This window comes from Halobacterium sp. NMX12-1, from assembly GCF_040435975.1.
GTDB classification, from domain to species: domain Archaea; phylum Halobacteriota; class Halobacteria; order Halobacteriales; family Halobacteriaceae; genus Halobacterium; species Halobacterium hubeiense.
In genome coordinates this window covers 216,850-234,033 of record NZ_CP159203.1, presented here as the reverse complement: position 1 = coordinate 234,033, position 17,184 = coordinate 216,850, and the positions used below count along the sequence as shown (strand labels likewise).

Genomic DNA, 17,184 nt, shown 5'->3' with positions numbered 1-17,184 from the left:
TGCTGAATCAGCTCTAACGAATTGAAAGCGCCGTACACTTGGTGCACGCTATTTTTAGCTTGTCGTAGCTATGGCGAAAGAGAAGTTCGGAGTCGCTGTTGACGAGGAAATCGTGCGAGAAGTGGACGAACTGGTCGCTGAGTGTGACGATCTCGGAGTCAGCCGCTCCGAGATCGTCGAGGCCATCCTCACAGCGTTCGTTCAATCCGAGTCAAACCACGCTGCGCGAGTGAGAGAGATCATAATTCGGAAACGAAAGGGTACTCTCTAAGCATCTTAACATATCGTGCACCAAGTGCACGACTTTCTAAGCTAGTAACGCTCTATAACAGTTAGAAAACTCTACTATAGTGTGTGAAGACTTCTATGACACCCTCTTGGTTTTGTAATTCGGCGTGAAATTGACGCTTCTAGCTCGGTAACCTCGATCTCCACCTCCCGCATCGAGATTGCCCCGGCCAGTTCGTCACAGGCGCTCGGCACGGGTCAAGATGCACCAGTAACCTCTTCAACGTCGTTGAAGACAGCAACGGAGACCCCGCACACGACGAGCACGGCCTTCGTTCTGTTGCAGTCGAAGGTCTTAGCCGCCGCCTCAATCGATTTCCCGTGGTTTGGCTAACGCCACCAACCCAAAACACGCCGTATCTGATGGTTAATTTCAACTTGATTCCCCCGAATTAGGGGCGTTAAAATGGACTCGAATACAGAAGTTTCTGTCATGTGTACCGTCACCAGTAGTCTTTTGTTCCCCCCTGCGTTAACGGCTGGTATACGCGGTATCAGTCAAAGAATGTCCACTGAGCTCGTCGTCGAACGCGACAAAATCGAATCACTTCTTCCGCTATTAGGAGCCAAGGCAAATGCAGATGGATATATCGTTGATTCTGAGAGCGAAGAGGTGATTTCGGGCCCAGATGGGGAGAAACTCACAATTGATGAGATGGGTTACATCGGCCACGGTTCAATTGAACCTGTTGAGGATGACTTCTCTGCCATAGTGTCTTACCTCAGCGAAGACGACCCACGACAGGAGAGTTAAGAAAACTCAATGGATTCTTGGCGACGTTTTGCAGTAGCCGTTGCAGAGGGCGTAAAAAATCGAATAGATACCTATAAATATACGCTAAACCCGAGAGACGAAGACCGGGCTGAAAGTTTTCTAAGAGTCGTACAGGACGAATCGTATGATCGGATATTGGCCGGAGATCTGCCAGCTAGAGAGTATTTCAGACTTGAGTCGAAGAACGGGAACAAGACACTGAAAATTGACCCCGAGAATATCCCGGACAGTGTACTATATGCCGCTAGAAGTGAGTTTCAAACAGGATTTCAAGAAACAAATGGTTTCGCGGTTGATGACCGAGCGAGTATTGCTGAAGCCATCAAAACGGAGGGAACCGGTGGAACACTAGACGATATCTATGGGAGATATAAAACCCGAATTCACCCGAGACTTCTCCCTGTGCTAAAGGAGGCGTTGGTTCTAAAAGTTGCTGAGCAAAGACAAGATCTCTCAAGGGTGAAAGTATACGAATGGAGAGGAGAAATTGCAAACAATCATAGCAACCGTAACCACGACCCAAATGCAGCACATAACCTGATTTCGCTTTGATCGGTGGGATATCTTGAAGAGGGGTCATTTTTTGAGAGCCTTTACCAAGACCGTGTAGAGAATGGCGATTTAGCACTCTCTAAGTATCGAGATATATTTGATCACTACGTTCGAGAAAATCCATTCGCAGTTTTCGTACGTGCGGACGGTATGACTGTCGACGAAGCCTATTCAATGGCCAAAGATAAGGCTCAGTACCTCACAAAGCGTCCTCAGTTGAGTCAGTCTGAGGTCTGATTTCTGTTGCGGAGTGCAGTGACCGACCGCGATCTCCTCACAGATCGACGGGAAGCTGTCGCTGTCGGCGGCGCTTAGCCGCCGACGCGACAGCGTCGCCACTCAGTGCCGGGGCTGTCCCGGTCAGTGGTTAGCGGTGGAATCGGTCGTCAGGTGGTCGGTTCGCGGGGACGGCCCGACGCACCGCAAGGGCCGTCCACGCAGCCCGTCGAACCATATTCACGAACTCCTTGTACGGCCACCACCAGAGGCGACGCCCGCCTCGGCGCGGCGTCGCCACGTATTCGTAGTGGAGATACCGCCAAACATTCTGTAGCAGCAGACTCACTACGACGTACAGCAGTCTCACCGTCGCGTCTCGTGTCGTTGTCGTCGCTATCGCTTGCTCGGACAAGCGATAGCTCGATTCGATACCGAAGCGTTTGCTGTAGTGGTATCGCGCTTCGCGTGGCGTCTCGATGAACGGCGCGTCAGCGGCGTAGCCGTGACGCGCTACACCGTTCTCGTCATATCGTCCGTTCAGGTACGTACAGTCGATGTAGACGGGAAACTCGACGGTCCAGCTGTGACCGTCGAGTTTCCCTGTCAGGTTGTGTTGAATAATGCGACTCCATCCTTCCGAGAGTTCCTGCTGAATCGCCTCACCCCACTGAATGATTGGGACCACGTAGGCGTAGTTGTGCGCCTGAAGCAGCGTGAGACACTTGCTGTCGTAGAATCCGCGATCAAGGTAGACGGCCTTGACCTCGGTGTCAAGGCCGTCGAGTACACCAAGGAACTCAGCGAGGACGCTGCTGGCGGTGTCGCCGTCTTCGAGACGGCGCACCGCCAGCGTGTAGCGTTTGTTCTTCACACGCGCGTAGAGTGTGGCGTAGGCGTGGAACGAAGTGGTTCCACGCTTCGCTTCCGAGTGGTAGAGAGCGTCTGTGTCGTCTTCATCACCGTAGTAGGGTCGCAGGTGGAGGTCTGCGCAGACCTCCACCTGCTCGGGGAGCAGTTCGACGATGTCTCGTCGAAGAAGCGTGTTAGCGACTCGTTCGAGCCGTTCGGGCTCGAACTTCGTCCGTAGATGATAGAGAACTGTGTTCGCCGATGGCGAGTCTTCACTGGAGTTGCACAGCGTCGAGATCGAGGTCCCGTCGGCGGTCGCGCCGACGAGGACCTCGTAGATGTCCTCTGCACCGATTTCAGCGTTGTTGGCGAGATTCAGAGAAACTTCCTCGTCAAGGCAGTTGACGAGGAAGTTAAGGAGCTGGTCCTCGTGGATTTCATTGTCCGCTTGCTTTGCTTGCTTGGACACAACTCAGCAAGCGGACTCCTTCAACTTGCGAGCTTTGTGAGGTACTGAGGCTGAGAATATTGACGAGCATCCCGAATCACCGGATTTTGTTGATATATGCGGAAAAGGTGAGGGGACTCACGACGTAATTGACGGCGTCAAGAATAAACTCAATGATTCCGACAATGCAAACTATGAAACATCTCGGAGAGAAGATATTGATCAATATATCCTGAGATTGTACGTTGATTCTATCTAACAATGTCGGTCATCTCTGATACGATTGATATATTGAATGGTGAATCAGCTGCGTTTGCTTTTCTGCCGGGGATTAACTACACCTATTTTTATACATTTCAGGCTGGGGATCCCGGGATGATACTGGCTCAAACACTCGCAACTATATTCATTAGTTCAACAATGTATAATATATTATCTAATTCTCGAATTACCGATGGTGAAGATAATGATGAATGGAGTGATTCTGAGCGTAGTCTGGGTGGACAGAGTTTATCGGTTCTTCTTCTCGGCGGAGTAGGATGGTTAATTTCTCTTGGATACAGTATCAAATCCCTCTATTCTCTATTTGACCAGAGTTCGGTGTGGCCAGAATTTTTGGTGGCTTTTTCGGCAGGATTCGTATTCTTATTGCTATCTGATTTGGTCCTGGTTCAGCTATTGCCTATCTATGAACCGGAGGAAGGCGTAAAATAGATAACAACGCCTTGGGGTTTTGAGCAGGTCATTTCTCCAACCTCCTCAGGGTCCGCATTAAGAGAGCTGGTTTCCGAGACGTACACACGAGATTAGGAATCCCGTGTGAACGGAGATGTGGGAAGACTTGGGCGCTTACCTGTTTAGGTGCGGAGTCTCTGAGCGGCTGGGTTTCGAGCGTGCTAATGTTCACATGGTCCGGCAGTTGCGGGTAGCTTAGGCCCCTCGATCAATATCGCCTTAACCAACATTCCAGAGTATCCGCAGCTGCTGTTGGTTAAGACCGACTGCAAGCGTCGTACTGGTTTGACGACGGTTCGTGAACCTAGTTAGCGGCGTTCCGCTATACTTCTACCATCGTCGATGGAAGAGCGAGATTAGCAGTTACGAATCTTCGAGGTCGGTAGCAAAGTCGGCGTCTGTATCTTCGAGGAATCGCTGACCATCTTCAGTGAGCCACCATGCTTTGGCGTTCCCGATCTTCCGTGAGTCGAGAACCTTCTCTTGTTCAAGAGTGGTGAGTCTGCTCAGGGTCCCTTGAAGACTGTATGAGAGCTGATCAGCTATATCCGAGGTTGAAAGAACAGGATCGTCAGCGTCTCGAAAGAGAACCAAGATTTCTCGGTCAGTTGTGTCAGGAGGTCGGCCACCCATACTGGCTTTCTCTGTGGCCTGGTCATAAATTATCAGGTGTCTGTTATTTGCTTCAGTATTTGAGCTAGTTTCAGCAAAACAAATAAGTGGATTACTACAAATAACTGGACTAACGAGGCAATCTGCGGACCCGTCGCTACGCGGTGGGTCCACGTGAGAAGTCGCGGACCCCGCTGCTCGGACAGCGGGCCCGCATGGAGCCTCGTAATAGGGTACGAAGCTCATGTACGATTCGATTGCACGCGCACAAGAGCGTTCCGACGCACAACGCTACAACTGTCCCCGCTGCGACACCACACTCGCCGCTATTTCACGCCGGCCGTCCGGCGAAACGAGTGCAGAACCGTGTGGATGCTCACTCACCAGCATTCCACTGAAGGCGTTCGCGCGACCGCAACTCGCGACGGATGGCGGCCAACCCACCCACAAGCAGGATGATGAAGCGACGAACTACACGGAGTTGAGTGGGTTCCAGCGTGACGCGCTCGCCGCCGTCTACGAACTCAACGGCCAGCCGGACGAAACAGCGTACGGACTCGCAATCCGAGAGCGACTCGAAGCGACCGGCTACAACCAAATCACTCGCGGCCGCCTGTACAAGAATCTCGATCAACTCGTTGAAGCTGGCGCCCTCGACAAAGCCACCAACGAGACGGACGGCCGCAGCAACCACTACACGCCGACGGAACGCGGGCTCGAATTCCTCGAAGCATACGTCACAACCCTCACCACGCAACTGGATAGCCACGCCGAAATCACCCTCACCCAGAACAACACACCCCACCCAGAATATCGAAACGACGAGGAGGTGCGTCGGTAATGCCAGCCACACAACCGACCACCCCCGAACAGCGGGGTCTACGTGGGCCGCGAGCCCTCACCCAATCGGAAATTGCGTTGGGGATGGAGACGAGTGCGTCGCCGCGGTTGTTTGCAGTGCGGCGAGCCGACATCGTCGACGAGACCCCCCGCATCCACGTTCAATACGTCTCCCGTGACGGGACAACCCAGACGATTCGAACATACAGGGCGCGGGCAGTCCGGGATGGCGTCGACTGGCACGCCTACAAGGGCGGATTCCACGCGACAATCCCCGCCCAAGAATCAACCCCAACACCGGAGACCGCAATTCCGAGACTCCGTGAGCTGGTGACGCGCCTCCACGGGGGTGGTGCGTAACATGCCAGTGACGCACTTGGAATGCGGGCACTGCCACCGCCGCGACTTCCCAACACCACAGGCCCTCCGCACGCACGTTCGCGAAGACTGCCCGCAAAACCCCCACACCCTCCAGAGTGAACCCCAGGAGACGCGGACGTGCCGGGACTGTGGCGAAGTCCGCCTCCGGAAGAACCTTACACCCACGCCGAAGGGGTATCTTGTCTGCCCGAGCTGTCGCGCAGTCGTCGAGGCCTACACCGGGATTGACCTCACCGACCGTGACGCGTACGTCCTGCGGTTGCGGACGAATCGAAGCAACCACCACACCGTCCACGTGCCCAGCGAGGACAGTCCAGTGCATCCACGCTGCACTCCACCACGGCTTGACGCGCCAACGTACCAGCCGATCGCGCGCAAACACATCCCCGACCACTACCACGTCTGCCGGAACTGCCAGCCCAACCCAAGCCCCCAACACTCCGAGACACCCACTCACTCCGAGTCGACTCCGGAGTCCGAGCGCGAGACCGGGGCCGCATCGACGCGCGTGTGGTTTGGCCGGAACGCCGATGCCTACCACGCCGACCTCGGTGGGATTCCCGCCTGCCCGGAAGTACTGCCGTTCGTCGACGAACACACGCTCGCAGACGCACGCGAACACGACAAACGACCCTGTGGCTCCTGCCAGCCACCACAGTACCCACCACGGCAACCAGAATCCACGACCAACACGGGTGATCATGCATGAGTACGAGCGACCAGCCAGACGCACTCACAGAAGCCCGCCAGCAGTTCCAAAACGAGAACACCGAAGCCGCCTTCGAGACTCTCACCAGCGAAGTCCAACGCCTCCACGACCGCGTCCACGAACTCAATCGCAACTACGAGCACGCAGTTGCGAAGACCGAACAACTGCAAGCCGACGTTACCGACCTCGAAGCAACCCTCGAAGCCAAAGACCAGACTATCGAAGCCCTCCAAGACGAAGTTGACCAGCAGGAGGCCGCGAACGAACGCCTCCACGACCGCATCGCTGCGGTAGAAGCTGACAACGACGCCCTACGCGCAGAAAATACCCAACTAGAGGACCGAGTAAGTACGCTTGAAGCCGAACTTGACCGGCGGCCCCACATCGAATGGGCTGGCCCCGACCCAACGGAATTAGCTATTACGTCCTCGGAGGCAGGCAACACGGTCAAACCGTATCAAGCAATCCGCGACCGCGTCGACGCCGACACCCACGAGCTGCTCGAAGAGCGCGTCCAGCGCCTCGAAGACGGGGAAGCCAACGTTATCGTTCGCGGTGAGTTCGACGGCGACGAACTCCCCATCGAACGCAAGATTGCCATGCGGAAAGCCGGCGGAGACCTCTCCGCGAACAAAGCCCGTGCCACGCTCGTCTTCCCGAAGTTCGGCGGCCACGCAGACACAAGAGGAGGCTCACAGCTCGTCCTCTCCTCCAGTGACGTGCGAGCGATCCTCCGGGAGACGACCGATCGGAGCGAGTGGCCCAACGAGACGATCAAGCGGACGATGCAGTGGACCGCGAAGCTCACCTCTCGCCGCGACGAGAAACACGACTGGGGCGCCCGTGACGACGAGAATCTCTTGACGCTCCGGCATGGCCGGGATGGTGAGTTAGAGTTGGTTGCGGACATCGACGAGTATCGTGAATACTATGCGGAGTTGGAGGAGGCCCAGAACCACGAGTAGGCAGCGGAACAACCGGGCCGGCGTCACTGTGTTGTGACGCCGGCTCACCGGCCGGGTGTGATAACGACGATCGACTCGAACTGAGTCGATCCGAATCACACCACACGACACACTGTATTCCACGTCTGGCTACCGGTAGGTGTACTCACAGCCCGTACTCACAGCCCTTGTTTTGGCGGGATTTCGCGGCAATTCGTTTCGTCGCTGGTGTCACACCCATCCCGGCCTCCGGCGTCACAACACTGTGACGGCGGCAGTCCCGCAGACTCCAGCCCACGTTACCCAACAAACTCGAATCCCACCACTGAGCGTTGGTTAAAGCGAGAAACCATCGGAATGGCGTCCACAACTCGCGAAGTTGAACCGTGAGTTGGACAAGATGCAGTATGTCGTCTCTCTACCCGCTGAGCAGGCCGAGTGCTTCGAGGCTTAACCCCGAGAAGGTTCACCTACAGGCTGCACGTCAGTCGATACCAGTGTCACAGGCACTCCCGACATCTCCGTTTGGGAGGACTCTCTCGATGGATTCGTTGAGGGAGCGCTCAACAGCGAATATCGGAGCTTTGCAGGATCGTCGGGCCGCTTTCGGTGTTGTACCGGAAGATCATACGAGGGCAGATCTCAGTCCGGTCCGTTCCATCAATATCGAGTATTTCTCCCCGCGTCGTCTGATCGTCGACGACCCCGTGGATCACCACGGAATCGTACTTAGCGTCTGGCTCTTTCTCGACGACCTCGCGTGTTCCTGGCGGGATCTCACGTGAGACCCACTGTCCGAGCCCAGCGGCCGTTTCAACGGCAACATGGAATACGTGGGTGTTCTCCGTGGCATTCTCAAGTGCGATTTCGAGTGTCGGAACCATGGGCGTGTCAGCGTTCCAGCCAGCACAGCCAGCCAGGAGCGCGAGTCCCCCGAGACTGCTCGTCTGCATCAGAACGCGGCGTCGTGTGGAGGGCACGTCGCACAGATACCAGGAACACCTGTATGAATATTGTCGTTCCTACCACGAGGGCGGCCTCAGTGAGGTTATTTATTCAGAAATCGCCCACTGACATCCTCCCACGGCTAAAGCCGTGGGGTTCCCCCACTGGGGGTTAAACCCACGGATACGGAGAGGTTCGCAGGTTCGTCGTCGCGTGGGACGATGACCTGCGTTTCGGGCCGTGCCAGTACGGCCCCCGCCTCGGACAGCGGTTTCGAGAACTTGCCCAAGGCTCGTTTGCCGATGTTCAGCGCACCGTTCTTGTCGGCGTTGTCGTCCAACCCACACTCGGGACACTCGAAGCGTCCCTGCGTCTCACGGATACCCTCACAGGCACACCGATTGCAGGTCTTCGACGTGTCGTATTCTTCGACCAACTTCACCTCGATGCCTGCGTCGTGGGCCTTGTACTCGATGTAGTTGAGCAGGCGAGCGAACGGCATCTTGTGGGTCTTGTCGTTGACGTACCGCCCTTTGTCGTTGTCTTTGCGAATCCCGCCGAGGTCGCCCACAACGATGATTGCGTTCCGTTCTTCGGCGTCCTCCACGATGTTGCGAGCAATCTTGTGGAGACGGTCGTCCACCTTCCGCGCCTCAGCATCACCGATACGCTCGACCACCTGCTGTCCTTGTCGGGGTTTCGCCTTCCCTATGGACTTGCGGAGTTGCTTGTAGTGTTCGCGGATACGACGGACTTCCTCGCCGTAGAAGGTGGTTGTGCGGTCGGAGAGGAACGCGCAGGTAGCGACCCACCGTGCGCCCATATCGATGGCCAGCACGTCGTCGTACTCGTCTTGGACGGTCACAGACCGTTTGACGACGAGATGGACGTACCAGTCACCGTCTCGGCGCACCAGTTCGCTGTCCCGAATATCGCCCTCACGGACGAGTTGTTCGTCCTTCTGTGGGACGTAGGCGGGGCACCAGATGGAGTTTCCCCGTCCCCGCTCGGGGTCGTAGACGGGGACTTTGACCCACCACGACGAGAGAACGGTATCTTCGTCGTGGGCCACGTCGAACACGTCGTTGCGGAGGACGACAGGCTGTTCGGTGTCGGGGTTCGGGTCTTTCTGCCGTTGCACCTTCGACGCCTGCTGGTCGGTCGCAGAGTACAGGTCGGTGTCTCCACCGTGAACAGCCGTCTGGAACGCCTCGTACTCACGGGCGAGCAGGTCGGCTTTCCTGTTGGTCAGCGAGTGGAGTTTGACCCGCACCGTGGTCGAGACGTTCCGTTGCATACTACTCACCTGCTTGGGCGTCGATGTACTCCTCGATGACTTCGCTGGATACGTCGCCCGCACTTGAGACGAAGTACGAGCGCGTCCACAGCGACGGGAGGCCGAAGTCGAACTCGTCGCGGAGGTGGCGCGAGGAGTAGCCCTTGACCTGTTGCATGATCTTGTTCGGGGCGAGTGTCGGGTCACCCGTGATGAACAGGTGGACGTGGTCGGGGCGAATCGCCAACTCCAAGATTTCGAGGTCGAGTTCGTCGGCTTTCTCCTCGATGAGTTCTTCGAGACGGTCACGTACCTCGCCCTCAAGCACCGATTTGCGGTACTTCGGGCACCAGATGAAGTGGTACTGGAGTTTGTGGACGCTGGTACGCTCCCTGTCGAACCCACGAGGCATCGTCAGTATTTAAAAGTGCCTCACCTAAAGATGTTACGCAGACATCCAACCCCAGCCGTGCCTACGAGCGTGGAGAGATTCCCAGTTGTCGGCTTCATCCCACCCCTGAAGGGGTGGGCTTTCGCCTCGCTACCGCTGTAATTAGGGGTGGAACGGCATGTAGCGCCGTCCACACCAAAGTATAGAAATCGTATTTGCAACAGCTGTTAACGAAAGCACTCGATAATTAGTCGGTGAGGGCCTCACTAGCGCCATACAGTCCTACCCACTGTTTAAGAGTTTGTCCGAGGAATACCGCGTATGAGCACGCTAGCGGACACAATCGAAATCCAGAACGTTGTTGCGTCCAGCGATCTCGGCCAAGAACTCGCCCTCGACCAGCTCGCGATAGACCTCGATGGCTCTGAATACAGGCCGGATGACTTTCCTGGGGTTGTCTACCGCCTGCAGGAGCCGAAGTCAGCCACGCTGATATTTGACTCGGGGAAAGTCGTCTGCACCGGCGCGCAAAGCATCGATGATGTTCACAAAGCCCTCGACATCGTCTTCGATGATCTCCAAGGGTTAGGGATTGATGTCGCGAGCGATCCTCCCGTTGAGGTGCAGAATGTCGTCTCCAGCGCGAGTCTGGAACAATCGTTGAACTTGAATGCGATTGCGATCGGCCTGGGCTTAGAGCAAGTCGAATACGAACCCGAGCAGTTCCCTGGGCTCGTCTACCGACTCGATGACCTCGACGTCGTCGTCCTCCTCTTCGGCAGTGGCAAACTCGTGATTACTGGTGCAACGGACTCTGAGGACGCCCAGCACGCCTTGGGACACGTCGAAGACCGCCTTACTGAACTCGGCCTGCTTGAGTGAGTCCACGGAGCCATCGAGCGACTACCACGCGAAGGGACAGTGTTCCTGGAGTTGGTAATATCCTTGAACGCTGGAAACGGGATGTTACTCGGTGAGGTCGACGTACTGGGTTTCCCAGTTGCGACGAGCAGTGATTTCTCGTTCTCCATGTCCGGTGAGCGTATAGGAGTTTGTGCGCTCATCGAGTTCGCTCTTCTCGACGAGGCCTTTATCGACGAGGTCGTCGAGATTCGGATAAATCCGGCCGTGATTGATCTCTTGTTCGTAGTAGTCCTCGAGTTCGTCTTTGACTGCGAGCCCGTGTGGTTGCTCAAGCCCAGCAATTACATACAAGATGTCCCGCTGGAAGCCAGTTAAATCGTGCATCCGTCTCTGTGTCCTTCGACTGGGGTGAATAAGTACCCACTGGTATCCTCATAGGTGTTGGAGTCTCAGGGCTGAAATCCTGGATCGACTCCAAGATTGGAACGATGGGGTCAGCGGAATCGAGTGATTGGCGTGCCAGTCAGAAAACCGCCTGAAGTTAACCAACATCCCACTGGACGGTGCTATTCTGTTGGTTAACAGTAACCGTCAATATGGTTTTTATGCAAAGGAATGCCGGTGTGGAGGAAGAACCCGACATGTAACGTTCAGAGATGACTATAAACTAATTTGTACAGAGATGGTACAGAGAAGACGTAATGGGTTCGTCGTCACGAGCGGTTTCACCGGTTATAGGGAATATTTTGCTGGTCGCTATCGTAGTGATACTGGCCGCGGCAATTTCGGTGTTCGTACTCGGATTTGCTGACCAAGTTAATCAGCCCGCGCCAATTGTTGGCCAATCAAGCGGCGAGCTTGTCCCGCAACAGGGGAATGATGATGGGATTGTTCGGATAACCCACGTTGCGGGTGACACGATACAAGTGTCCAATATGGAAGTCGTTGTGGATGCATCGGATGCCTGTGGGAAACAAGGTCGATTAGTTGACCTGCCGGTTCCCCCCGGCGGTAATGATATCGATCAGTCAAGTATTGAGGGGGATGATATTTTCGACCAGCGAGCATATGGCTGGGACGGCGTCCCTGGCCCGAACGCGATTCACAACTCGGAGTACGCACCCGGCGATGAAATCGCATTCCGTATTACTGGTGGCGCTTGCCCAATTACTCAGGAGGACGAGATTACTGTCCGTGTCGTCCACACACAGACGCGCTCAGTCACCATTGAGGAGACGCTGACCGCGACCTGAACCGTTCGGGGTCAAGCCCCGAGGCACTTGGCCTGTTCTGCCTGTAGACTCGTCTTGCTGGGGAGTGAACGAGTAGTGTCGAGCGCGTGCGCTGAGCTTTGGGATTGCCTCACCTCAATTAGAATACTCTAGAGTATCATACTTTAGAGTACGATTACCAATATTATTATTATCTATCCAACGGTAGGGGGAGTATGGTCGAGTTCGTCAACCGCACCGAGGAACTCACACGCCTCCGTGAACTCTACGACTCGAATGCCGCCGAACTCGCAGTCATTTACGGTCGCCGCCGGCTCGGGAAAACCGAACTCGTCAAAGAGTCGCTCACCGAGTACGACGACGCCGTCGTCTACCAGGCAAAACAGAAGACAAGCGACCTCCAACTGCAACAGTTCATCGAGACGGCTGCCGACTCGTACCCGGGCGTGGGTCGGATTCGAGAAGACTGGGACGACATTCTCAGCTATCTCGCTGAACAAGACGCGATTGCTCTGTTGAATCCGCAGAAGGCGAGAGGATAGCGTCGCTCTGAAGGCAGTAGCGAAGCGGAAGAGTCGAATGTGCCTAAACTCCTCTTCCGCTTCGTTAAGCAAGCCGCGTCGCTGGCTCAAAAGCGCTGTGCCGCCAGTCCAACCGCGGTGAGTGATCCGACTGGCCACGGTTTTCCCGGCTGGAAGCATGTCACGCTCCACTTTTTGCGGGTTCACATGGATGCGACGTACCGCGAGATCGTCGATTGGGCGAGTGAGATGGATCGTGTTCGTGGGCTGTTACAGCTCGCTCGAACGGCATTTCCCGCACCCTCAACGCTGTACCGGTCGTTTGAGAGGGCGCCCATGTCGGTGTGGCGAGGCTTCCTTCAGGAGTCCGCGACCATCTGCGATCCGGACTCGCACGGTGCCATCGATGCCACGTTCTTCGACCGCGAAACGGCATCGAGACACTACCAACACCGCTCGGATCGCCACATACGCACGCTGAAAACGACGGCGCTGGTCGATACAGAGTCGTGTGCCATCCTCGATATTCACTGCTCGGCACACTGGCCTCACGACACCCAAACTGGCCGTCGAGTCGCCCTTCGTAACACCGAGAAAATCGAGAGTGTCGCCGGCGACAAAGGCTATGACGACCAATCGCTGCGGGACGCCCTCCGTTCAGCGGGCGTCCGGCCCTTGCTGCGCCATCGGCTGTTTGCTGCGTACGATCACGCCCACAACGCACGATTGGACAGCGAGTTATACGGCCAGCGCTGGATGGCTGAGACTGCCTTTTCGGCCATCAAGCGTCGGTTCGGCCCCGCTGTCCACCCTCGCGCGTGGTACCGCGAGTTCCGCAAACTCGTGTTGACCGCCGCAGTCTATAACCTCGAACAGGCTCTCAAACAGTGATCCCCACGCCGTCATCGGATTCAACAAAGCAGTCCGGTGTGATTGACCGCTTGTGGCCTGCTATGTGGGCAGCAATCTCGACGTTCGTTTCGAACGATTCGCCGCAGATGTCGCACGTGTAGTCTCCTTCGACTTTCATGCGTAGCTCCGAGCGTTGGGCACGCCCGCACCCCTCGTGGGGTGGGACAAACACGCCCCCGTCGCGCACCGTTTCCCCCGATTTCAGGGATAAATCTCAGACCGGGTCTCGAGGTTGTGGCTGCGCGCGCAGCGAAGCGAGCACGGAGCGGAGGGTGGGGCGGCGGGGTCTGGGTCGGTCCGGCACATAGCAAAAAAGAGGCTGCTCCAACCGGCTATTCGTCCCACCAGCGGCCGCGCTCCGGGAAATGAAGGGTTGACCAGCCAGTGACGGCCAGTGATACGCGTCCGTCGTACCAATTTCTCGCCGCTCCGTGGATACGCACCCGTTCACCTTCTTCGACCCAGGGGGCATTTGATTTCTCCCAGATCGTCACCTTCGTTTGCCCGCTTTCGTCTGCGATCAGGCCAACTTGAGCGATGGCTGGAGAGTCACTATCCCAAAGCACCTCGACTTGACCTTCGACACTCACTTCTTTGCGATCGATGTCCTCGAGTTTCCCGATTGGAACCACCTGTCCCGGGGCCGTCTGCAACTCCTCGAACACCCGCACGACCGCACTCGTCATGTCCGTGCCGTCGACGACCGCTTCGGCCAGGCGTCGACTGATCGCCGCGCGCGACCAGCCATCCACCCGCGTCGCGAGTCGGTCTGCCTCCGTGTTCACCGTCGCCAGTTCATCCTGGGAGAGTTCCGCTCGGGGATCATCCCGTTCGGGGTCGGCCATCGGGTCCACGCTCGCGGCACGCTTCTTGAACTCCCGGCGCCGCTTCGTACTTCCTTGCGAGGCGACCTCCCGCGTGCGCTGCTCACGACCGTCCTGCGTTCCCAGCTCGGCCTGGGCACTGATGCGCTCCAGTTCGGCTTCCCGCGCCTGAATGCGTTCCTCCTGTTCGAGGGTGACGCCGTGAATCCGGTCCTCGCTCGTGTCCGCGATCCCGTCCGGGTGGTTCGCATCCACCTTCGCCTGCGTCTCCTGCTCGACCGCTGCCTCGAACTCCGGCGTCTCGTCGACGACCGGGAAGCCGTCTTCATCGACCGCCTGACCGCCCGCTTTCTCGAATGCCTGTTCATCCACCGTAACGACCTTGCTACTAGAGCTGTTACTTGACATTGGAACTTCACCAAGTTCCGAAGGCGCTCACGCGCCGACTCCGCGATGCTCCTACATCGCGGTTTTCCGACGACAACGACCGACAGAACCATCTGCGCGCTCTCGCTCGCGCCTTCGCGAGCGCCCTCCCGGGCGCGAGCGAGAGCGCGCCTGCATGAGGTGGCCCCAACCAGCACCGCGCGCCGTCCTGCCGAGCGTAGCGAGGCAGGGCTTGGAAGACGAACGGAGTGAGTCTTCCAGCGACCCGCCCGGAGCGAGCGGCCAGCGCATTCCCCGTTCGCCGCGACGCAACCACGTCCGTCGCGGTCGGCTTCGCCGAGGTCCGCAGGACCCGAACGGGTGAAGCGCTGGCGTCGAGGGCACATGCACTTTAGCCCGGAACGGCGAGCTTGCTCGCCGCACGCCCGGAATGGTCGGTCGCGAGCGACGCGGAGGGCGGCATGCGGCGCGCGGGGCGGGCCGTCACGTGACGTCCCGTGTTGCCGAAACGCTGCAGACATCAGAGGGAATCAAGACCGGCCCGCGTCGGGTTTAACTACCCCGGGTGCGACTGAGTTCGCAAATGCATCCCGAGGGACCAGACAGCGAAACGACTCGACGGGCCATGTTAGCTGCAGTTGGTGGAGGGATGGTGCCGCTCGCTGGCTGTTCGGCCCTCGATGAGATGACCCGTGAGGAACTGGACGACAGCTCATCGTCCGGCGCCGGGAACTCAGATTCCGACGACTCGACAGCAGGCCTCCAGATCCACATCGAGGATATCCGGCCAGGTGAAATCGACGTGACGATCGACAACCCCACCTCCGCAGGTGCGGGCGTGTTACTCGTCGATACGAGCCCCGATATCCTCCCAAACCATCCCTCGTCATCCGGCGTCAGGCAAACAGTCGTTGACGAGGTCGTCCAGCTCCCCGAAGAGACGACCACACGGACGTTCGAGGTGGAGCTAGACCAGTGGTATGCACAGCGATTTCACGCGACGTTCGAATACAACGTCGACGGTGATCCGCGGGACGTCACGACGGTCACTGAAGACTGCTATTTTCCGTACTACAATGCAGTTGAGGACAGAGAGGCGATTCGAAACGTCGGGCCCAGCGAGTTCACAGAGGAAGACTGGAGTGCGTGGGACGACTCGAACGAGCAGGTCAGCGGGGCGACCAGTTGGTGGACGTCGCCGGAAACGTCCGAATACAACGTCCCTGACGTCGACGCAGACGAATTCCCTCCGGACGTCTACCAGTACAACAACGTCCGGGCGACGTTCATCGTCCGGATGGTCGTCTATATGGACGATGAGGACGGGCGGACGATGCGAAAAACGTGGTTCGGCTTCAATCTCGAGCTGAGCGACTGGGAGATGATCGAGGCACGGCGGTGGAACTCCCCCAGTATTATCGCCTACGAACGCGGCTCGCAACCGGCAACGGAGACGACCCCCATGTCGTGGGGCGAGAGCATGATTTCGGGTGCCAAGGCCTATGGCCACCGTCTCTATGGGGATTTTAACGCCAATCTGGCTCGGACACCATACCAAGCATATCAGAGCGGATTGAACGGGTTCACACCGATCGCACATCGGTGGCCGGACGAAAACCGTGAGCAGTATCGGGTGTACCGAGATGTGAACGCGCTGCAGGGAGCTGGCGGGCGGCCGATCGCGAAACGCCTCGCTACGAAGATAGAGGACGCGCTCGCACCCCATCCGATGAACCCGCGCCATCCGGAGTCCTACTGGAAAGCGACAGCACTGAAGGCTTGGCTCGGGAGTTCCGGCTACGACTTCGAATCCGGGGACGGAAAATACCACTTCATGCCGGAGGAACTGCTCGACAGATGGTACCGGGACGAGAACCTGGATGAAGACGTGGGTGGAAACTGCGTCGATACGTCGCTCACGTATGCCGGTATTGCCGTCCACCTTCTCGAGGAATCAGTCGGGTATTCGAGCGTCGATATCGAGGGGTGGTTCGGGCACGCAGTACCGCTCATTTTCGGGCTGGAGCACCCGGAGGAGCTGCCAGACCACGTCCCATTTAGGGGGCACCGCCGCGAGCGCAAGTATACGCGTCTTGTCGAGGCTATGACTCTTGATTCGGACATCATACTTTCTGACGGGGATATCACACGGCAGGAGACCGGCGACTGGACGCTCGACGACTACGGGCTCGATGAGCTCCCCGCCTCCGTCGCTGAGTCAACAAGCAGTGAAGCGACAGTCGGCTATGAGAACGCAACGAGCGACCACAGTTTCTCCGTCATCACGTTCGCTCGGGGAATGCAGATCAATTCGCATATCCCGCTGAATAGCGCATTTGAGCCGGATGCGGAGGGTGACGTGGTTGCACCGGATAACGAACAAGACCCACCGTTCTGAGTCGTAATGGCATCCCTGCCACGGCGTTCTCGTGAGCGAAGCGAACGAGGGCCAGCGAGACGGAGTCTCGCGCGGTCGCGGG

Annotated in this window: 20 protein-coding genes; 12 read left to right on the top strand and 8 right to left on the bottom strand. The window is 57.3% G+C overall.

Features of this window, described 5'->3' with window-relative positions; genetic code table 11:
• Positions 1-70 precede the first annotated feature (70 nt).
• The 3 genes from ABSL23_RS01220 to ABSL23_RS01210 all read left to right on the top strand — a co-directional run bounded on the left by ABSL23_RS01220 (position 71) and on the right by ABSL23_RS01210 (position 1,615).
• Entirely contained in the window at positions 71-271 is a 201-nt protein-coding gene (locus ABSL23_RS01220) for a ribbon-helix-helix protein, CopG family (RefSeq protein WP_211312382.1), read from the top strand.
• A 522-nt stretch (positions 272-793) separates the two neighbouring features.
• A complete protein-coding gene (locus tag ABSL23_RS01215) occupies positions 794-1,042 on the top strand; it encodes a hypothetical protein (protein ID WP_353633371.1) in 249 nt (82 codons plus the stop codon).
• 9 nt (positions 1,043-1,051) lie between these two features.
• Positions 1,052-1,615 (top strand): hypothetical protein, encoded by a 564-nt coding sequence (locus ABSL23_RS01210; RefSeq protein ID WP_353633370.1) that lies wholly within the window; start codon positions 1,052-1,054, stop codon positions 1,613-1,615.
• 367 nt (positions 1,616-1,982) lie between these two features.
• On the opposite strand, the gene ABSL23_RS01205 is transcribed toward ABSL23_RS01210, so the two are convergent.
• A complete protein-coding gene (locus ABSL23_RS01205; RefSeq protein ID WP_353633369.1) occupies positions 1,983-3,152 on the bottom strand; it encodes an ISH3-like element ISH27-3 family transposase in 1,170 nt (389 codons plus the stop codon).
• Positions 3,153-3,392: 240 nt separating this feature from the next.
• Between ABSL23_RS01205 and ABSL23_RS01200 the strand changes: the two genes are divergently transcribed.
• Positions 3,393-3,845 (top strand): hypothetical protein, encoded by a 453-nt coding sequence (locus ABSL23_RS01200; RefSeq protein ID WP_353633368.1) that lies wholly within the window; start codon positions 3,393-3,395, stop codon positions 3,843-3,845.
• Between the two features lie 384 nt (positions 3,846-4,229).
• On the opposite strand, the gene ABSL23_RS01195 is transcribed toward ABSL23_RS01200, so the two are convergent.
• A complete protein-coding gene (locus tag ABSL23_RS01195) occupies positions 4,230-4,499 on the bottom strand; it encodes a winged helix-turn-helix domain-containing protein (RefSeq protein WP_353633367.1) in 270 nt (89 codons plus the stop codon).
• 223 nt (positions 4,500-4,722) lie between these two features.
• Between ABSL23_RS01195 and ABSL23_RS01190 the strand changes: the two genes are divergently transcribed.
• From ABSL23_RS01190 to ABSL23_RS01180, 3 genes are all read left to right on the top strand, one after another.
• Positions 4,723-5,319: a PadR family transcriptional regulator gene (locus tag ABSL23_RS01190; protein WP_353633366.1), complete on the top strand. Its 597-nt coding sequence runs from the start codon at positions 4,723-4,725 to the stop codon at positions 5,317-5,319.
• A gap of 360 nt (positions 5,320-5,679) precedes the next feature.
• Entirely contained in the window at positions 5,680-6,408 is a 729-nt protein-coding gene (locus ABSL23_RS01185) for a hypothetical protein (RefSeq protein ID WP_353633365.1), read from the top strand.
• Positions 6,405-7,373: a hypothetical protein gene (locus ABSL23_RS01180; protein ID WP_353633364.1), complete on the top strand. Its 969-nt coding sequence runs from the start codon at positions 6,405-6,407 to the stop codon at positions 7,371-7,373. The genes ABSL23_RS01185 and ABSL23_RS01180 overlap by 4 nt, the downstream gene beginning before the upstream one ends.
• Positions 7,374-7,915: 542 nt before the next feature.
• Here the strand turns inward: ABSL23_RS01180 and ABSL23_RS01175 are convergent.
• From ABSL23_RS01175 to tnpA, 3 genes are all read right to left on the bottom strand, one after another.
• Complete coding sequence (locus ABSL23_RS01175; RefSeq protein WP_353633363.1) at positions 7,916-8,305, bottom strand: hypothetical protein; 390 nt, start codon at positions 8,303-8,305, stop codon at positions 7,916-7,918.
• A 134-nt stretch (positions 8,306-8,439) separates the two neighbouring features.
• Positions 8,440-9,594 carry a transposase gene (locus tag ABSL23_RS01170; RefSeq protein WP_353633362.1) on the bottom strand — a complete coding sequence of 385 codons (1,155 nt, stop codon included), beginning with the start codon at positions 9,592-9,594 and terminating at the stop codon, positions 8,440-8,442.
• A gap of 1 nt (position 9,595) precedes the next feature.
• The gene (gene tnpA / locus ABSL23_RS01165; RefSeq protein WP_353633361.1) at positions 9,596-9,985 is read right to left on the bottom strand and encodes an IS200/IS605 family transposase; all 390 of its coding nucleotides are present in this window, start codon (positions 9,983-9,985) and stop codon (positions 9,596-9,598) included.
• 300 nt (positions 9,986-10,285) lie between these two features.
• On the opposite strand from tnpA, the gene ABSL23_RS01160 reads away from it, so the two are divergent.
• Entirely contained in the window at positions 10,286-10,846 is a 561-nt protein-coding gene (locus tag ABSL23_RS01160; protein ID WP_353633360.1) for a TATA-box-binding protein, read from the top strand.
• Positions 10,847-10,930: 84 nt separating this feature from the next.
• Here ABSL23_RS01160 and ABSL23_RS01155 read toward each other — a convergent pair whose 3' ends face one another.
• Positions 10,931-11,212 carry a PadR family transcriptional regulator gene (locus ABSL23_RS01155; RefSeq protein WP_353633359.1) on the bottom strand — a complete coding sequence of 94 codons (282 nt, stop codon included), beginning with the start codon at positions 11,210-11,212 and terminating at the stop codon, positions 10,931-10,933.
• A gap of 317 nt (positions 11,213-11,529) precedes the next feature.
• Here ABSL23_RS01155 and ABSL23_RS01150 point away from each other — a divergent pair, with 317 nt between their 5' ends.
• The 3 genes from ABSL23_RS01150 to ABSL23_RS01140 all read left to right on the top strand — a co-directional run bounded on the left by ABSL23_RS01150 (position 11,530) and on the right by ABSL23_RS01140 (position 13,472).
• Positions 11,530-12,081, top strand: a complete 552-nt coding sequence (locus ABSL23_RS01150) for a type IV pilin (protein ID WP_353633358.1) — start codon at positions 11,530-11,532, stop codon at positions 12,079-12,081.
• Between the two features lie 194 nt (positions 12,082-12,275).
• Positions 12,276-12,602 carry an ATP-binding protein gene (locus tag ABSL23_RS01145; RefSeq protein WP_353633357.1) on the top strand — a complete coding sequence of 109 codons (327 nt, stop codon included), beginning with the start codon at positions 12,276-12,278 and terminating at the stop codon, positions 12,600-12,602.
• Positions 12,603-12,641: 39 nt separating this feature from the next.
• A complete protein-coding gene (locus ABSL23_RS01140) occupies positions 12,642-13,472 on the top strand; it encodes an IS5 family transposase (RefSeq protein WP_353633356.1) in 831 nt (276 codons plus the stop codon).
• Here ABSL23_RS01140 and ABSL23_RS01135 read toward each other — a convergent pair.
• Together ABSL23_RS01135 and ABSL23_RS01130 are read right to left on the bottom strand one after the other, a co-directional pair.
• On the bottom strand, positions 13,462-13,611 hold the full coding sequence (locus ABSL23_RS01135; protein ID WP_353633355.1) for a C2H2-type zinc finger protein: 150 nt from the start codon (positions 13,609-13,611) through the stop codon (positions 13,462-13,464). The two genes, ABSL23_RS01140 and ABSL23_RS01135, sit on opposite strands and share 11 nt — an antisense overlap.
• 214 nt (positions 13,612-13,825) lie before the next feature.
• Positions 13,826-14,725 (bottom strand): DNA-binding protein, encoded by a 900-nt coding sequence (locus ABSL23_RS01130; protein ID WP_353633354.1) that lies wholly within the window; start codon positions 14,723-14,725, stop codon positions 13,826-13,828.
• Positions 14,726-15,287: 562 nt separating this feature from the next.
• Here ABSL23_RS01130 and ABSL23_RS01125 point away from each other — a divergent pair.
• Positions 15,288-17,102 (top strand): hypothetical protein, encoded by a 1,815-nt coding sequence (locus ABSL23_RS01125; RefSeq protein ID WP_353633353.1) that lies wholly within the window; start codon positions 15,288-15,290, stop codon positions 17,100-17,102.
• The last annotated feature ends 82 nt before the right edge of the window (positions 17,103-17,184 follow it).

What these genes read in the sequence shown, in the direction of transcription:
- ABSL23_RS01210 (WP_353633370.1), top strand. Translation starts at nt 1,052, where the DNA reads ATGGATTCTTGGCGACGTTTTGCAGTAGCCGTTGCAGAGGGCGTAAAA.
- ABSL23_RS01155 (WP_353633359.1), bottom strand. Translation starts at nt 11,212, where the DNA reads ATGCACGATTTAACTGGCTTCCAGCGGGACATCTTGTATGTAATTGCT.
- ABSL23_RS01200 (WP_353633368.1), top strand. Translation starts at nt 3,393, where the DNA reads ATGTCGGTCATCTCTGATACGATTGATATATTGAATGGTGAATCAGCT.
- ABSL23_RS01150 (WP_353633358.1), top strand. Translation starts at nt 11,530, where the DNA reads ATGGGTTCGTCGTCACGAGCGGTTTCACCGGTTATAGGGAATATTTTG.
- ABSL23_RS01215 (WP_353633371.1), top strand. Translation starts at nt 794, where the DNA reads ATGTCCACTGAGCTCGTCGTCGAACGCGACAAAATCGAATCACTTCTT.
- ABSL23_RS01135 (WP_353633355.1), bottom strand. Translation starts at nt 13,611, where the DNA reads ATGAAAGTCGAAGGAGACTACACGTGCGACATCTGCGGCGAATCGTTC.
- tnpA (WP_353633361.1), bottom strand. Translation starts at nt 9,985, where the DNA reads ATGCCTCGTGGGTTCGACAGGGAGCGTACCAGCGTCCACAAACTCCAG.
- ABSL23_RS01145 (WP_353633357.1), top strand. Translation starts at nt 12,276, where the DNA reads ATGGTCGAGTTCGTCAACCGCACCGAGGAACTCACACGCCTCCGTGAA.
- ABSL23_RS01180 (WP_353633364.1), top strand. Translation starts at nt 6,405, where the DNA reads ATGAGTACGAGCGACCAGCCAGACGCACTCACAGAAGCCCGCCAGCAG.
- ABSL23_RS01170 (WP_353633362.1), bottom strand. Translation starts at nt 9,594, where the DNA reads ATGCAACGGAACGTCTCGACCACGGTGCGGGTCAAACTCCACTCGCTG.
- ABSL23_RS01190 (WP_353633366.1), top strand. Translation starts at nt 4,723, where the DNA reads ATGTACGATTCGATTGCACGCGCACAAGAGCGTTCCGACGCACAACGC.
- ABSL23_RS01220 (WP_211312382.1), top strand. Translation starts at nt 71, where the DNA reads ATGGCGAAAGAGAAGTTCGGAGTCGCTGTTGACGAGGAAATCGTGCGA.
- ABSL23_RS01125 (WP_353633353.1), top strand. Translation starts at nt 15,288, where the DNA reads ATGCATCCCGAGGGACCAGACAGCGAAACGACTCGACGGGCCATGTTA.
- ABSL23_RS01185 (WP_353633365.1), top strand. Translation starts at nt 5,680, where the DNA reads ATGCCAGTGACGCACTTGGAATGCGGGCACTGCCACCGCCGCGACTTC.
- ABSL23_RS01160 (WP_353633360.1), top strand. Translation starts at nt 10,286, where the DNA reads ATGAGCACGCTAGCGGACACAATCGAAATCCAGAACGTTGTTGCGTCC.
- ABSL23_RS01175 (WP_353633363.1), bottom strand. Translation starts at nt 8,305, where the DNA reads ATGCAGACGAGCAGTCTCGGGGGACTCGCGCTCCTGGCTGGCTGTGCT.
- ABSL23_RS01130 (WP_353633354.1), bottom strand. Translation starts at nt 14,725, where the DNA reads ATGTCAAGTAACAGCTCTAGTAGCAAGGTCGTTACGGTGGATGAACAG.
- ABSL23_RS01195 (WP_353633367.1), bottom strand. Translation starts at nt 4,499, where the DNA reads ATGGGTGGCCGACCTCCTGACACAACTGACCGAGAAATCTTGGTTCTC.